The 14,852-nt window shown below is 46.8% G+C and carries 14 protein-coding genes; 13 read left to right on the top strand and 1 reads right to left on the bottom strand.

From position 1 onward, the window contains the following. The first annotated feature begins 144 nt into the window (after positions 1-144). From panB to nth, 10 genes are all read left to right on the top strand, one after another. The gene (gene panB, locus KOG47_RS07465) at positions 145-978 is read left to right on the top strand and encodes a 3-methyl-2-oxobutanoate hydroxymethyltransferase (protein WP_215244028.1); all 834 of its coding nucleotides are present in this window, start codon (positions 145-147) and stop codon (positions 976-978) included. Then, the gene (panC, locus tag KOG47_RS07460) at positions 978-1,808 is read left to right on the top strand and encodes a pantoate--beta-alanine ligase (protein ID WP_215244027.1); all 831 of its coding nucleotides are present in this window, start codon (positions 978-980) and stop codon (positions 1,806-1,808) included. The genes panB and panC overlap by 1 nt, the downstream gene beginning before the upstream one ends. 5 nt (positions 1,809-1,813) lie before the next feature. Continuing rightward, the gene (panD, locus tag KOG47_RS07455; protein ID WP_015881490.1) at positions 1,814-2,197 is read left to right on the top strand and encodes an aspartate 1-decarboxylase; all 384 of its coding nucleotides are present in this window, start codon (positions 1,814-1,816) and stop codon (positions 2,195-2,197) included. Between the two features lie 106 nt (positions 2,198-2,303). Further along, positions 2,304-5,114, top strand: a complete 2,811-nt coding sequence (gene dinG, locus KOG47_RS07450) for an ATP-dependent DNA helicase DinG (RefSeq protein ID WP_215244026.1) — start codon at positions 2,304-2,306, stop codon at positions 5,112-5,114. A 65-nt stretch (positions 5,115-5,179) separates the two neighbouring features. Next, complete coding sequence (locus KOG47_RS07445; protein WP_015881492.1) at positions 5,180-5,365, top strand: YpmA family protein; 186 nt, start codon at positions 5,180-5,182, stop codon at positions 5,363-5,365. Beyond that, entirely contained in the window at positions 5,362-5,847 is a 486-nt protein-coding gene (locus KOG47_RS07440) for a hypothetical protein (RefSeq protein ID WP_074037168.1), read from the top strand. The genes KOG47_RS07445 and KOG47_RS07440 overlap by 4 nt, the downstream gene beginning before the upstream one ends. A gap of 20 nt (positions 5,848-5,867) precedes the next feature. Then, positions 5,868-7,055 (top strand): pyridoxal phosphate-dependent aminotransferase, encoded by a 1,188-nt coding sequence (locus tag KOG47_RS07435; protein ID WP_074037167.1) that lies wholly within the window; start codon positions 5,868-5,870, stop codon positions 7,053-7,055. A 20-nt stretch (positions 7,056-7,075) separates the two neighbouring features. Further along, positions 7,076-8,377, top strand: coding sequence for an asparagine--tRNA ligase (asnS, locus tag KOG47_RS07430; protein ID WP_215244025.1), 1,302 nt, complete (start codon positions 7,076-7,078; stop codon positions 8,375-8,377). A 62-nt stretch (positions 8,378-8,439) separates the two neighbouring features. Beyond that, the gene (locus KOG47_RS07425) at positions 8,440-9,024 is read left to right on the top strand and encodes a DnaD domain-containing protein (RefSeq protein WP_215244024.1); all 585 of its coding nucleotides are present in this window, start codon (positions 8,440-8,442) and stop codon (positions 9,022-9,024) included. Next, positions 9,024-9,683: an endonuclease III gene (gene nth, locus KOG47_RS07420; RefSeq protein ID WP_074037165.1), complete on the top strand. Its 660-nt coding sequence runs from the start codon at positions 9,024-9,026 to the stop codon at positions 9,681-9,683. Before KOG47_RS07425 ends, nth begins: the two co-directional genes overlap by 1 nt. Positions 9,684-9,721: 38 nt before the next feature. Here nth and KOG47_RS07415 read toward each other — a convergent pair whose 3' ends face one another. Next, positions 9,722-10,573, bottom strand: a complete 852-nt coding sequence (locus KOG47_RS07415) for a DUF3800 domain-containing protein (RefSeq protein ID WP_035387865.1) — start codon at positions 10,571-10,573, stop codon at positions 9,722-9,724. Positions 10,574-10,929: 356 nt separating this feature from the next. On the opposite strand from KOG47_RS07415, the gene recU reads away from it, so the two are divergent. From recU to KOG47_RS07400, 3 genes are all read left to right on the top strand, one after another. Then, on the top strand, positions 10,930-11,556 hold the full coding sequence (recU, locus tag KOG47_RS07410; protein WP_015881499.1) for a Holliday junction resolvase RecU: 627 nt from the start codon (positions 10,930-10,932) through the stop codon (positions 11,554-11,556). Positions 11,557-11,576: 20 nt separating this feature from the next. Then, a complete protein-coding gene (locus KOG47_RS07405) occupies positions 11,577-14,201 on the top strand; it encodes a transglycosylase domain-containing protein (RefSeq protein WP_214691019.1) in 2,625 nt (874 codons plus the stop codon). A gap of 80 nt (positions 14,202-14,281) precedes the next feature. Next, positions 14,282-14,842 carry a hypothetical protein gene (locus tag KOG47_RS07400; RefSeq protein ID WP_159562151.1) on the top strand — a complete coding sequence of 187 codons (561 nt, stop codon included), beginning with the start codon at positions 14,282-14,284 and terminating at the stop codon, positions 14,840-14,842. Positions 14,843-14,852: the final 10 nt, after the last annotated feature.

Genomic DNA, 14,852 nt, shown 5'->3' with positions numbered 1-14,852 from the left:
TCAGTTGTCTGCCTTGATCATTATGACAGGGACAGAAGGACACTAACTCATGAAAACCATGAATTTGTTTTTCGTGCGCCTTCTTGCCATCTGTGTAAGAGGGCGTTTATTCTTTCCTGTCTCCACGTTAAGGAGGAGAAACAGATGCACACGATGACTACATTGTTAAAAAAAATGAACGAGCAAGAAAAGCTCGTCATGTTGACGGCATATGATTATCCGTCAGCCAAACTTGCCGAATCGGCCGGTGTCGATTTGATCTTAGTAGGTGATTCACTTGGGATGGTCGTACTTGGTTATGATTCGACGATTCCGGTGACGATGGAGGACATGCTTCATCATTCGAAAGCCGTACGCCGAGGAGCACAACATACGTTCGTTGTGGTAGATATGCCGTTTGCGTCATATCACGGAGACTTCGATCGAACGTTACAGGCAGCATCGCGCTTATTCCAAGAAGGTCGTGCGGATGCCATCAAACTAGAAGGGGCCGGTGACGTGCTTCATACGATTGACCGCTTGACACAAGTCGGCATGCCATGTGTCGCCCATCTAGGGTTGACCCCTCAATCGGTTGGCGTCCTAGAAGGATATAAAGTACAAGGGAAGTCCCTAGAGGCTGCCGAGACACTCCTTCAAGATAGCTTGGCTGCGGAACGTGCTGGCGCGAAGATGCTCGTCCTTGAGTGTGTCCCTCACCAATTGGCAAAACGGATCGCAGAAGAATTGACGATTCCTGTCATCGGAATCGGTGCAGGTGCAGATGTCGACGGCCAAGTGCTCGTCTATCATGACGTATTGAAATATGGGGTGGACCGTCTCCCTAAATTTGTCCAAGCGTATGCAGACGTGAATGAAGTGGCGACGGATGCCATCCGCTCTTATGTCGAAGAGACGAAGAACGGTCACTTCCCACAAGAACGTCATACGTTCACAATGGATGAGTCGTTACTCGACTCGTTGTATGGAGGAAAATGATGAAGATTGTATCGACCGTCGAAGAATTACGTAGTGCTTTACCAACGAATCAAACGATTGGGTTCGTGCCCACGATGGGATATTTGCATGAAGGACATATGAGCCTCGTTGAAAACGCGCGACGGGAAAATGACGTCGTTGTCATGAGTATTTTTGTCAATCCGACACAGTTCGGACCGAATGAAGACCTCGACCGTTACCCCCGCGACTTTGAACGGGATGAGAAGTTGGCACGTGATGCGGGAGTCGATGTCTTGTTCTATCCGACGACGGAGACGATGTATCCACTTGACATGGCGCGTGTGACCGTCCGTCACGGGGCGGACGTATTATGTGGGGCGAGTCGTCCCGGTCATTTTGATGGTGTGTTGACAATCGTTTCAAAATTATTTAACCTTGTTCAACCGACACGTGCTTATTTCGGTCTGAAGGATGCTCAACAAGTGGCACTCATCGAAGGATACGTCCGAGATTATTTCGTTCCAGTCGAGATTCGACGCTGCCCGATTATTCGTGAGGAGACAGGACTAGCCAAATCTTCTCGAAACGTCTATTTGTCAGATGTCGAAACGGTAGAGGCGAGTCGGATTTTCAGCGCATTGACGATGGCGCGAGAAGCACTCGATACAGGTCAACAAGTTGATGAAGTAAAACGACAGCTGACTGAACGTTTGAACGAGATTCCGAACAGTCAAATCGATTACGTCGAGCTTGTCGATTACCCGACGCTCGGTGCCGTCTCGAGCGACTCGACCGAACTCTTGTTAGCGGTGGCCATTCAGTTTGAACGGGCCCGATTGATTGATAATGTGATTTGGAAGAAGGGATGAATCCAATGATTCGTACATTTATGCACGCAAAGCTTCATAAAGCAACAGTGACAGAAGCAAACTTACACTACGTCGGTTCGATTACAATCGATGAGGATTTGATGGATGCGGTGGGTATCATGGAGAATGAACATGTACACATTACGAACAACCATAATGGTGCTCGCATCGAAACGTATGTCATCAAAGGGGAACGCGGTTCAGGCGTGATTTGTTTGAACGGAGCGGCAGCACGTCATTTCCAGGTCGGTGATGTTGTCATCATCATGGCTTACGGTCAAATGACAGCGGAAGAGGCAAAAACGCATCGTCCGAAAGTAGCTGTGTTGAACGAACAAAATGAGGTCGATCAACTTCTTTACGAAGAGATTGCTCATACAATTTTGTAAAGGATTCGGGGATGTCGGCAGAGGCATCCCCGTTTTTTCGTTATTCGTTCTATGGTAAGATGAGACAGACAGAAAGCACGAGCGTGCCAAAGATGGGATGGATGTTATGGACACGTATGTGATTGTGGATTTAGAGACTACGGGTCATTCCGTTAAGTCCGGAGATGAATTGATTGAGTTTGCGGCGGTCGTCGTACAAGAGGGTGAAGTGATAGAGCGCTACAGCACTTTGATTCGACCGAGTCGACCAATCCCACCTTTTATTACGCAATTGACAACGATTAGTGACGAAGATGTAAGTGACGCACCTACATTTGAAGATGTGATTCCCGACATTTGGAAAATGCTAGATGGACGGGTGTTTGTCGCGCATAACGTCGCATTTGATTTAACTTTTTTAAATGAGAGTCTTGAACAAGCGGGTTATCTTGCGTTTCAAGGGAGAGCCATTGATACTGTCGAATTGGCTCGTATCTTGTATCCGACTTTAGAGAGCCATGCGTTAGAAGCGCTATCGGATACGTTTGACCTCGTACATACAGACGCACATCGGGCACTCAGTGACGCAGAGGCGACAGCCGAGCTCTTCATCCGGATGCTCGATCGTTTACGCGATTTACCGATGGTGACGCTGAAACGACTTCGAGAGTTATCTGAGTCATGGACGAGTCATATCGAACCGTTACTCGATGAGATGATCCTTGAGGTCGGGATTCGTCCAGACGACGAAACACGTTTTGATATCCACCGCAAAATTGCGTTAAGGCGACCGGTGGATGCCTTCGTCCCGACGACAGAACGTGAACCGTTCGAGCCGTTCCTTTTGCGGACGATCGAAGAGACGCTCCCTTCACTGTTTGATCAGTTTGAACCGAGACAGAGTCAATTCGAAATGATGCGTCACGTCTATAAAGCGTTAGACGATGAGGAAACATTATTAGTCGAGGCGGGTACGGGAACGGGTAAGACGCTTGCGTACTTGATTCCGAGTGCACACCATGCCCTCGAGACGAAACGTCCGGTCGTCATTAGTACGCATACCATTCAATTGCAAGAACAGTTGTTAAATCGAGACTTACCTGTTCTTCGTCAGATTTTTCCTGAGATCGAATTCACGTTGTTGAAAGGGAGACGCAATTATATCGATTTGCGTAAGTTCGAGATGGTGCTCGACGAATCAAATGACGGTCTTTTGGCATCGATGTGTAAAGCGATGGTACTCGTCTGGCTCACAGAAACCGAGACCGGGGATTTAGAGGAACTCTCATTCCCGGGATCTGCGACACAAGGTCCTGCTTCGTTCAAGCGTTTGATTCAAGCAGATGCTTCTAATGATTTTGGTCGATTCGACCCATGGTATAGCCGTGACTTTTTCACGAAAGCCGTGTTGCGCTCGAAAGAAGCGGACCTGATTGTGACCAATCATGCTTTACTGTTCTCGGATTTACAGCATCAGGCAGGCATTTTACCGACGGACACGCCCCTCGTATTAGATGAGGCCCATCAAGTCGAGGAAGTGGCCTCGCATCATTTCGGTGTGACATTTGATGCGATTCAATTTGACCGTCTCTTCAAATGGTTCGGCTACGGAGCGGATGGCAAATTCCATTCTCGCATCATCCAGTTAGCCGATTTGACATCAGTAACCGAAGAGGCTGAGGCATTCAGTCAACAGATCGATTCTGCCCTCGCTCGGGTCGAAGAAGAACTCGAAGATCTTCTGACGTCCCTTCAATCGTTAGGTAAGAAAAAAGAACCTCGACAAACGGTTCGTTTCGAACGGGAAGGGGCAACGTTTAGACCAATTCGAGAAGTGGCCAATCGACTCGAGGACAAACTGCGAACGTTGCGGACGTCACTCCGACATCTCCATCGACTGCTCGATGAACGTAAAGAACATATGACATTCAAACAACGCGCACTTCTTGGTGACTTAAAAACGTTGATTGGAGACGTGCGCGAACTCGAGAGTGTCATCTATGAGACGATGCTGACGCGTGACGATGATGCGGTCAGCTGGGTCGAACTGAATTTAGGAAATCGGAAATTAACCTCGGTGTACACCCAACCGGTCGAAATCGGACCGCTGTTGCATGAACGTCTGTTTAAGAAGCGACCGACAATCTTAACATCAGCGACGATGACGGTCTCAGGGAAGTTCAGCTTTATGGAACGACGCCTCGGATTAGAAGGAGAACCGGTCCGAAGAGTCGTCTTACCGTCGCCATTCAACTTCAAAGAACAGGCCAAACTGTTTGTACCGTCGGACTTCCCGTTGATCAATGAAGTGCCGCTCCCTCAGTTCGTCGATCAGACAGCCCAGTCAATTGTCCAAATCGCGAACGTGACGAAAGGAAGGATGCTCGTCTTGTTCACATCGAACGAATTGCTTCGACTCACTTATGAACAAGTCAAAGACCATCTTGACCCGTCTTATACACTTCTCGCACAAGGTGTGAGCGGTGGCTCACGTAGCCGCTTGACGAAACAGTTCAAACGGATGGAACAGTCGATTCTCTTTGGAACAGCTAGCTTTTGGGAAGGTGTCGATATTCCGGGGGATGCGTTGACATGCCTTGTCATTGTAAGACTTCCCTTCGCACCGCCCGACCAGCCCATCATGCAAGCTCGTTCTGAGAAAATTGAAGCGATGGGGAAATCACCGTTCTTTGAGTTATCCTTGCCCCAAGCGGTCATTCGCTTCAAACAAGGTGTCGGTCGATTGATTCGATCGAAAGGGGATTATGGTGCCGTCTTCGTGTTCGACCGGCGTGTGGAGACGACGCGTTACGGCAAACAGTTCATCAACAGCTTGCCTAAAGTTGACCGGATTGAAGGAACGCTTGAAACGTCGTTATCCGAGTTAGAGTTGTTCTTAGACGAGAAGGAAAAGTCTGTGGCACGAAATGACAGATAACGCTAGGCATCACGATATTATCGTTTTATAATGATACGTATAGTGTTTTTGGAGGAGGAGTCAATATGAACTCGAATATTGAGACGCTGGCGAGCGTGCGCATCGAACCGACTGCGGACGTCTACAAAATTGTCGACTTATTGAATCGGACCTTAAAGAGTCAGGATTTAATGTTCGGTTTGTCACTTGAGAAGAAAGTGAATGATCCGAAGAAGGAAGAGATGGTCTTCACCATCTATCGTACAGAATGACCAGAAAGGCAAAATGGATCGTCTCATTACTGGCGGCACTGATTGGTGTCGTCCTTGTCTTTAGCGTGATGTATCGATTCACCATCGGTCATACAGAGAATCAAAAAGAAAAGCTCGTCGAAACGGCGATGGTACGATTGACTGAAGAATCTCCAGACGCGAGAGTGGGTCAGGGAGAACTGTTCAATGGGACAGAGGCATATGTCGTCTTCCCAGAAGTAGACGGGAAGTCCATTTGGTTTGTCCCATTGGATAAAAAGCTGGAGATCGAGCAACGAGAAATCGGTGAAGTGGACGCTACTGACGTCTGTTCGAAGTCGGTTGAGGAGACAGGCGGACAACTGGTCAGCTGTAAGGTTGGTTTTGACGAACGGGCACTCATCGAAGTGGTCACGAAAGCGGATGCGTCTTATACGTATTCGTACTATACGCTTCAGACCGGAGAATTTATTCGACGGGTCCAATTGACCGATCAAATGTAATGAATTAGAGGGGGATTATGATGGAACATCTATTAGCGAAACGTGTAAAGCAACTCACGCCATCGACTACTTTGGCGATTACAGCTAAGGCAAAGGCACTCAAAGCTTCAGGTAAAGATGTCATTGGTCTCGGCGCGGGTGAACCTGATTTCAACACACCAGAACGAATCATCGACGCTGCTTGTCAAGCCGCTCGAGATGGAGACACAAAATACACGCCATCTGGCGGGACAGTCGCGTTGAAGGATGCCATCATTGAAAAGACGAAACGCGATAGTGGATTGTCGTTCGAACGCAACGAGGTGATGGTTGCTTCAGGTGCGAAACATGCCCTATACGCTCTGTTCCAAGCTATTTTAGATGAAGGGGACGAAGTGATTGTCCCAGCCCCATACTGGGTCAGTTACCCGGAACAAATCAAATTAGCGGACGGGGAACCTGTCTTGGTCGACACGAATGAAGAGACGTCATTTAAATTGACGCCAACGCAACTCGAGAATGCGATTACAGCTCGTACAAAGGCCGTCATTTTGAACAGCCCATCTAATCCGACGGGAATGATTTATACGAAAGAGGAGCTACAGGCACTCGCCGATGTCGTTCTTCGACACAATCTTCTCGTCGTTAGCGATGAAATTTATGAAAAATTGATTTACGGTGATGCGTCGTTCGTATCGATTGCGACCCTTCCGAATATGCGTGAGCGGACAATCATCATCAATGGGGTCTCGAAATCTCACGCGATGACAGGTTGGCGAATCGGGTATGCCGTTGGTGATGCAAAAATCATCGGCGCGATGACGAACTTGGCCTCACACTCGACATCAAACCCGACATCTGTCGCACAAGCGGCTGCGGTAGAAGCGTACAATGGACCACAAGAAGATGTGGAAATGATGCGTCAATCGTTCGAGGAACGACTTGAAATCGTCTACGACCGTCTCGTCAAAATCCCTGGCATCACTTGTTTGAAGCCACAAGGTGCATTTTACTTATATGCCAATGCGAAGGTCGCGGCCACAGAAAGTGGCTATGACACCGTCGATGCTTGGTGTGAAGCTGTTCTTGAAGAAGCAAACGTGGCACTTGTGCCTGGTTCGGGCTTCGGACAAGACGATTACGTACGATTATCCTATGCAACTGAATTAAAACGCGTATTAGAAGCGCTCGATCGAGTAGAAGAATTCGTTACGGAGCACGCTCGATAAGCGAAAGGATGGAAAAGAATATGACAACTATTTCGATTAACCAATTTAAAGATTATGAAGGCCAATCGGTCCGTGTAGGGGCCTGGATTGCCAATAAACGTTCAAGTGGTAAGATTGCTTTCCTTCAATTACGTGATGGAAGCGGTTTTGCTCAAGCAGTCGTTGTAAAAGCTGACGTGGCGGAAGAGTTATTTACGTTAGCCAAAGGGATTACTCAAGAAACTTCGGTTTGGGTCACAGGGAATGTCAAATCTGATGGCGGGCGTACACCACTCGGATTTGAATTGGAAGTGACAGATTTAGAAGTGATTGCGGAATCGATTGATTATCCAATCACACCGAAAGAACACGGAACGGAATTCTTGATGGACAACCGTCACTTATGGCTCCGTTCACGTCGCCAACACGCGATTATGAAAGTTCGTAACGAAATCATTCGTGCGACATATGAATTCTTCAACAAAGAAGGATTTGTCAAAATCGATCCGCCAATCCTTACGAGCAGTGCTCCGGAAGGGACGACAGAATTGTTCGAAACAGATTATTTCGGTCAATCAGCCTACCTTTCTCAGACGGGTCAATTGTATATGGAAGCAGCGGCGATGGCCCTCGGAAAAGTATTCTCGTTCGGTCCAACGTTCCGTGCGGAGAAATCAAAAACACGTCGCCACTTGATTGAGTTCTGGATGATTGAGCCGGAGATGGCATTCGTCGATCATGACATGAACCTTGAGATTCAAGAGCAATACGTCGCATACATTGCACAGGCAGCACTTGCGAACTGTAAAAATGAACTGGAACTGCTTGGACGTGACCTTGAGAAATTGGCACAAGTACAAGCGCCGTTCCCTCGTGTTCGTTACGAAGATGCCATCAAGTTCTTGAAGGCAGAAGGATTCGACGACATCGAATACGGTGATGATTTCGGTGCACCGCACGAGACGGCGATTGCCAACGCACATGATCAGCCGGTATTCATCACGCATTGGCCAAAAGAAATCAAACCGTTCTACATGAAAGTAGACCCTGATAATCCAGAACTTGTTCTGTGTGCGGACTTGATTGCACCAGAAGGATATGGTGAAATCATCGGGGGATCTCAACGTGAGGACGACTACGATCGTCTAAAAGAAGAGATCATCAAGGAAGGTCTCGACGAAACGGATGCGTATGATTGGTACCTTGAACTTCGTCAATACGGTTCGGTCCCACACTCTGGTTTCGGACTTGGTCTCGAGCGTACGGTCGCATGGATCAGTGGAATCGAGCACATCCGTGAAGCGATTCCGTTCCCACGTCTTTTAAACCGAATTCACCCTTAACGATTAATCGGGGAGGACATGGTGTCTTCCCCGATTAATGTGTCTTAGAAAGGAAGTGCGACATGGATGCACATCAATTGATTCAATTATTCGAGCAAAGTCCGGTCGTCATTCCACGAAAGCTGTTCACCGATGCGAGACGCCTCGATTTGTCACCCGTCGAGTTCAGTCTGATCGTCCATCTTCTAGAAATGACTGGAGAAGGCATCGTCATGCCGCTCCCGAGTGAGCTAGGGAAACGATTGAATGTTTCAGAAAATGAGGCGCGCTCAGTGCTACTTGGTCTGTTGCAAAAAGAGTTGATCGCGATTGACGCTTCAAGTGATGGCGAGCGATATAGCCTATTGCCACTTTTCGAAGCGTTACAAGGGGAAGAGAAAGTTGCGCCACAGCAGACACTGAATGAGAATATCATTCATACGTTTGAGCGGGAATTTGGAACGATCACCCCGTTCGAGATTGAACAAATTGTCGGCTGGATGACGGAAGATGGCTTCAGCGAAGAACTCATCATGGCCGCACTTCGTGAAGCGAAACTTCGAAACGTGCGAAACTTCAAATACATGGACAAAATCCTGCGCGTTTGGCAAGACCATCATGTCGAATCGCTCGAGGATCTCGTGGAATATCAACGGAGGAATAAGTGATGTTGACGCGAGCACAATTACAGGAAGTGTCAGATACGATGAAGCAGATGTTCCCAGACGCTCATTGCGAGTTGACGCATCAAAATCCCTTTGAATTGGTCGTCGCGGTCGCGCTCTCCGCACAAGCGACGGATGCGCTCGTCAACAAGGTGACACCAGGATTGTTTGAAGCGTTTCCGACTGTCGAGGCGATGGCTGCGGCTGACGTGTCTGAGATTGAGGCATTGATTAAACGGATTGGTCTGTACCGTAACAAAGCGAAGAATGTAAAAGCACTCTCAGAAAAAATTGTGAACGAGCATGGGGGGATTGTCCCTTCTGACCGAGCATCATTAGAGGCGCTCCCCGGAGTCGGTCGTAAAACAGCAAACGTCGTCCTTTCTGTTGCATTCCATGAACCGGCGTTTGCGGTTGACACACATGTGGAACGAGTTTCCAAGCGTCTCGGTATTTGTCGCTGGAAAGACAATGTTCGACAAGTCGAGGATACATTAATGAAAAAGTTTCCACGCGAGGAATGGTCACAACTTCATCATCAATTCATCTTCTTCGGACGATATCATTGCAAGGCACAACGCCCAGGCTGTGAGGCATGCCCACTGTTGCATATGTGCCGAGAAGGAAAGAAACGAATGAAGTCACAGAAAGTCACCACATAAAAAACGCATCGACACGCAATGTGTCGATGCGTTTTTGCTTAATGATTCCAAGGATGGTCGCTCCATTCGCGACGTTTTTTCGTGATTGGCACTTTTTTGAAGCCCCAGTTTCGGAAATCTTGGTCCGGACTTTCTTTACGGATGTAAATTTTGTCCTTAATGGCTTTAAAGATTCGGTTCTCGTCCCCATAATGGACGAACCGTGGTTTCACTTCAATCACGCCACGACGAACGCGAGAAAGTGGCAGACAGACGAGGTCAGCGATTTCTAAGCCAGATTGATACATCGTGTTCTGCTTCTCAGAGAAGATGAAGCCTTTAATTTTTTGACGGCTCTTTTCGACGTCTAAATGAACGGTACCTGAGTTGAAAATATCAAAGAATGCTTTTTGAATCAGTAAGTTCTGATAATCGTCTCGGGATTCTAGGACGACACGGGCACTTACTGCCTCTGTTTCTTCTAAAAACGCATAGAATGACTTCATCAGGTGAGCGAATGCGACGACATACGGATCTTTTGGCGTCGAATAAAAGTCATGAAGCTTTTGTTTATCGACCTCGACACTGACGATTGTACAGTCGATTCCTCGCAAAAATTCAGGGAGTTTATCCCAAAAGTCGCGCAACATATCAATCGTGATCCCATCTTCTTTTCCGTAAGGATGTTCCGCTTTTAAAATTTCTTTTAAATGAAGTGGGATATGCTCCGTTTTGAACACATCTCGTTTGAACGCCTGAAGACGTCGTTTCAATTCACACGGTAATCCAGTCTCGTCTGCATCGATTGAGTACTTATATTCCATCAGCACGCCAGTCAAGTTAAATTGCGTATTTCCCTTCGGTGTGCCTGTTTCGTCGACGAACATGACATACTTCTTTCCACTTTCCATCCAATCCCTCCAAAACGGCTTAACAGTAACGTCTTTAAGCACCCTATTTTATTTCCAAATGATAATTTGGTCAATCTATTGCACAGATATTGCACATTTTTTTTAGAATGACATCAATGAGGTTTATCGGTGTGTCATCTTGGATAAACAGTAGAAGTGCTATTATCATAGAAAAGCAATCGAATCATACATAACGAGAGCTTTTCAATTTGGATACACAATCGCTTACATACTAGTTTAACATACGGGAGTTTGGTACGATATGTGTTGCGGTAATTCCACACAAGTGTCGACCGACAGAAGTCGACAATCAGACCTGAGACGGAAGGAACGAGTGGACCGACCTGTTAATATGTATGTATGGGGTGACGACATTGTTCCATTATCCAAACGGTAAAAAGGCAAACGTGACAAAGACAACAAAGGGGGAAGGAATTTCGAAGCAATCATCGAATTCTCAAACCTATGCGAATCGCGGAATGAACTTGGAGACGCTGTTAAATGAAACGAATGAGTTTTATCGGATTCATCAACGAGCCGTCATCCACAAAAAACCAACCCCTCTCCAAATCGTCAAAGTCGACTATCCGAAGCGAAGTGCCGCCAAAGTAACGGAAGCCTATTTCAAACAGGCATCTACGACCGATTACAACGGTGTTTATCGTGGTAGGTACATTGACTTTGAAGCGAAAGAAACGAATAATAAGACATCGTTTCCGCTCGGCAATTTTCATGACCACCAAATCGCCCACATGCGTGAGTGTGAACGTCATGGAGGGATTTGTTTTGTCATCATCCGCTTTAGTCGCTATAATACGCAATATGTATTGACCACCGAGCAACTTGTTCAGTGGTGGGAACAACGGTTAACGGGGCGCAAATCGATTCCGCTCAGCTTTATCGAAAAGGAAGCGATTGAAGTTCCGACGAGAGCCTTGCCGTCGATTGATTATTTGACGGTGCTCGATCAATGGCTCGATTGAATAGAAGGAGTGAACCATGAATGGAGCGAAGTAGGGTCGCACGTCGACAAGATTCGACGACGAATAAACGCAAAAAAACTGGGAAACAACCAAAGACGAAAAGTAAGAAACCGATGTGGAAACGCATCTTTTTATTAGGTTTCATGTTATTTATTGCTGCGGTAATCGCATTCGGCGCATATACGGTATATGCCATTGCGACGGCACCAGAACTAGATGAAGACAAACTTGTCGATACGTATCCGATTCAGTTGCTTTCGGCTGAAGGAGAACCGCTCGAAGGGGCGGGTCAGATTCGAGAGTATGTCTCCATCGACGACATCTCTGAAGTGATGCAACAAGCGGTCGTGTCCATTGAAGACCGTCGTTTCTATGAGCATAACGGGATTGACTTACGTCGAATCGGCGGAGCCGTCGTTGCCAACTTGACAGAGGGTTTCGGTGCAGAAGGTGGATCGACCATCACACAACAATTGGTCAAGCAGTCGTTCCTTTCGACAGATAAGAAGTTGAAACGTAAGCTTCAAGAACAATGGCTCGCACTCAAACTCGAGCGTGAGTATACGAAAGAACAGATTTTAGAGATGTACTTGAACAAAAACTATTACGGTAGTGGCGGATACGGTGTGCAAACCGCATCGAAACGTTACTTCAATAAGCCGGTCTCTGAGGTCAATTATCAAGAGGCCGCGATTCTCGCAGGTCTCCCGCAACGTCCAAGTGCCTATGATCCAATCAATGGTGATCAGGAGTTGACTCGCTACCGTCAAGAGCAAGTCTTGTCCGCAATGAAACGTGACGGACATATTTCTGAGGAACAATACAATGAGGCACTCGATGTTGCCATTGCTGACGTCATCTCACCAGGTGAAGAGACGGAAGAAGAAGCGTTCACACGTGCGATTTACTCTCGTGTATTGAATGAGTTAGAAGAGGACTATGGTCTTGAACAGTCAGATATTTACGGGACTGGTTTGAAAGTTTATACGTCAATCAACAAAGAGTTACACACAAAAATCAACAGTGATATTAAATCGAATAATGTTAATTTACAAACAAGTAGTTTCCCTGAAGATTTACGAATGGGTGCAACCGTCTTGAATACAAAGACCGGTGAAATTGTCGCTATCGTAGACAGTCAACAGGCGAAGCAAGGTGATACCACATATCGTGACTACTCAAATGAGAAGTATCAAATCGGATCGACAGCTAAACCATTTTTCGATTATGGTCCTGGAATTGAAAATGGGCAGTGGTCGACAGGTAAAGTGTTGCTTGACGCTAAATTAGATGGCACATATAGTCCGAATAACTATTATTCAGGTTTCCGTGGACCAAATACGATGCGCCAATACTTGAAAATTTCAGCGAACACGCCAGCAGTTCGTGCTTTCCAAGAAGTGCGGGATGAGTATGGACAAGAAGCAATCGAATCGTTCGTTAAAAATGTAGGAATCGAACCTTCATATTCTGGCGATGAACTCAACGAATCTAATGCTTTAGGTACGGCAGAAGCGAGCACGACACAGATGGCTGCAGCTTATGCAACACTTGGTGCGAATGGGATGTATACAAAACCGCACTTGATTCAAAAAATTGAATTCAATGATGGTTCAAGTATTAATTCACCGATTAAAGCCAAGCAAGCGATGGAAGATTATACAGCGTATATGTTGACAGACATGCTTCGTGATGTTGTGAGTGCTGAAGGTGGAACTTATGTACCTGGCGCATTCCCATGGGACGTAGCAGGTAAAACGGGTACGACGAACGAGCCTAACTCTACAAATCCGAAAGATAAATGGTTTACTGGTTATTCTACGGATTACTCGATCTCAGTATGGACGGGAAAAACGAAAGATTCGACAGTCGCTTCGTTCGATCCTGACTATGCCCAATACTATTTCGAGTATATGATGCAACAAGTGACGAATGCGACGGGACAACCGGATCGATTCCAACGTCCAGACTCAGTCTTGTCACTTGGTAATGAGCTTTATGTAAAAGGAACAAAACCAAAAGATCTTCAACCTGAGAAGTTGGTTGCTCCGACTGGGGCAAGTGTTAACTACGATGAAGAAGGTCAAACCGGTTCTGTCTCATGGTCATACGATTTCGATGGTGCACAAGCCGATGGTTATACGGATATCACGTTCACGGTGACACAAAAGTCAGCCGATGGAAGTGAGCAAGTCGTCGGAACGACCGGGGAGACGAGTGTGAATATTGCAAACTTGGCCGAAGGAGACACAACGTTTACTATTGTCGCAAATGCGTCGAACCCGTTGACGGGAGAACAGCAATCGGCACCGGCACAAGCGAGCTATTCGATTGAACCGAAAGAGGAACCGACGGAAGAAGAGGAAAACCCTACTGATGAGGGGAATTCCGAAGATGAACCATCAGACGAAAATAACGGGAACGGGAATGATAACGGGAACGGGAATGGTAACGGAGACGGAAACGGCGAAGATACCACCGACGAACAAACTCCTGATGAACCGGCTACGGATGAAGGTTCTGGCGAAGGTACAGACGAACCAACTGACGGAGATGATTCAGGAACTCCGTTAGAGGGACAATCCAATGGTGAATCGTCAGACACGAATCGTGGAAACAATAATTCAAACAATGGGAATAACTAAGGAGAGCAGGGCGACATTGTGCGCCCTGTTTTTCGTTTGACTTTGTTATAATGAAAAGAAAGGGAACAGGATGGTGACACATGGTTCAACTCTCTTTAAAACGCAAGATGAAAGTATTACTTGTCATGGATCGACTGCAAGACGATGATTTCGGCGTGCCTCTCGGTGGACATCTCGGGTTAAAGCTTTCACATGTGCTCTTAAAAGAGTCCATACCGTTTGGGCGTCTCATCCAGGACCAAACCGTCGCCGAAGCAATCGGACATGCTTACTTGAAACGAATCGGAGTCGAGACCATGTTCACGGGCGAAGAATCCTATTATCCAGAACTTCTTCGTGGCAACCGTCAACTCATCTCAACAAACGAAGATTATTATAAAACGGTGCAACGCTACGTCAAACATCTTTTAGCGGTTCATTCGAAATGTACGAAACTACATACCATCGTCTTGTTCGGACGGTCGACGCAACGTCTGTTTTCAGATGCGCTCTTCCGTCTCGAAGAAGAAAATGAGCATGTCGCTGCTACATTTAAAGACATGGCCATCTTTCAGATGCCCGCTGTATCGAGAGTGGTACGAGATGAACGGATTCATCAAATCCGACAAGTCGTAGCGGACCTTGCACCTTCGAATGCGTAATGAAAGAAGG

It is taken from the genome of Exiguobacterium sp. s121 (assembly GCF_018617245.1).
Lineage (GTDB): Bacteria > Bacillota > Bacilli > Exiguobacteriales > Exiguobacteriaceae > Exiguobacterium > Exiguobacterium profundum.
This window is presented reverse-complemented; position numbering and strand designations above follow the sequence as displayed.

Coding starts and splice junctions, on each gene's coding strand:
- KOG47_RS07445 (WP_015881492.1), top strand. CDS start 5,180: ATGAACTCGAATATTGAGACGCTGGCGAGCGTGCGCATCGAACCGACT.
- KOG47_RS07425 (WP_215244024.1), top strand. CDS start 8,440: ATGGATGCACATCAATTGATTCAATTATTCGAGCAAAGTCCGGTCGTC.
- KOG47_RS07400 (WP_159562151.1), top strand. CDS start 14,282: ATGGTTCAACTCTCTTTAAAACGCAAGATGAAAGTATTACTTGTCATG.
- nth (WP_074037165.1), top strand. CDS start 9,024: ATGTTGACGCGAGCACAATTACAGGAAGTGTCAGATACGATGAAGCAG.
- dinG (WP_215244026.1), top strand. CDS start 2,304: ATGGACACGTATGTGATTGTGGATTTAGAGACTACGGGTCATTCCGTT.
- KOG47_RS07415 (WP_035387865.1), bottom strand. CDS start 10,573: ATGGAAAGTGGAAAGAAGTATGTCATGTTCGTCGACGAAACAGGCACA.
- panB (WP_215244028.1), top strand. CDS start 145: ATGCACACGATGACTACATTGTTAAAAAAAATGAACGAGCAAGAAAAG.
- panD (WP_015881490.1), top strand. CDS start 1,814: ATGATTCGTACATTTATGCACGCAAAGCTTCATAAAGCAACAGTGACA.
- KOG47_RS07405 (WP_214691019.1), top strand. CDS start 11,577: ATGGAGCGAAGTAGGGTCGCACGTCGACAAGATTCGACGACGAATAAA.
- recU (WP_015881499.1), top strand. CDS start 10,930: ATGTATGGGGTGACGACATTGTTCCATTATCCAAACGGTAAAAAGGCA.
- KOG47_RS07440 (WP_074037168.1), top strand. CDS start 5,362: ATGACCAGAAAGGCAAAATGGATCGTCTCATTACTGGCGGCACTGATT.
- asnS (WP_215244025.1), top strand. CDS start 7,076: ATGACAACTATTTCGATTAACCAATTTAAAGATTATGAAGGCCAATCG.
- KOG47_RS07435 (WP_074037167.1), top strand. CDS start 5,868: ATGGAACATCTATTAGCGAAACGTGTAAAGCAACTCACGCCATCGACT.
- panC (WP_215244027.1), top strand. CDS start 978: ATGAAGATTGTATCGACCGTCGAAGAATTACGTAGTGCTTTACCAACG.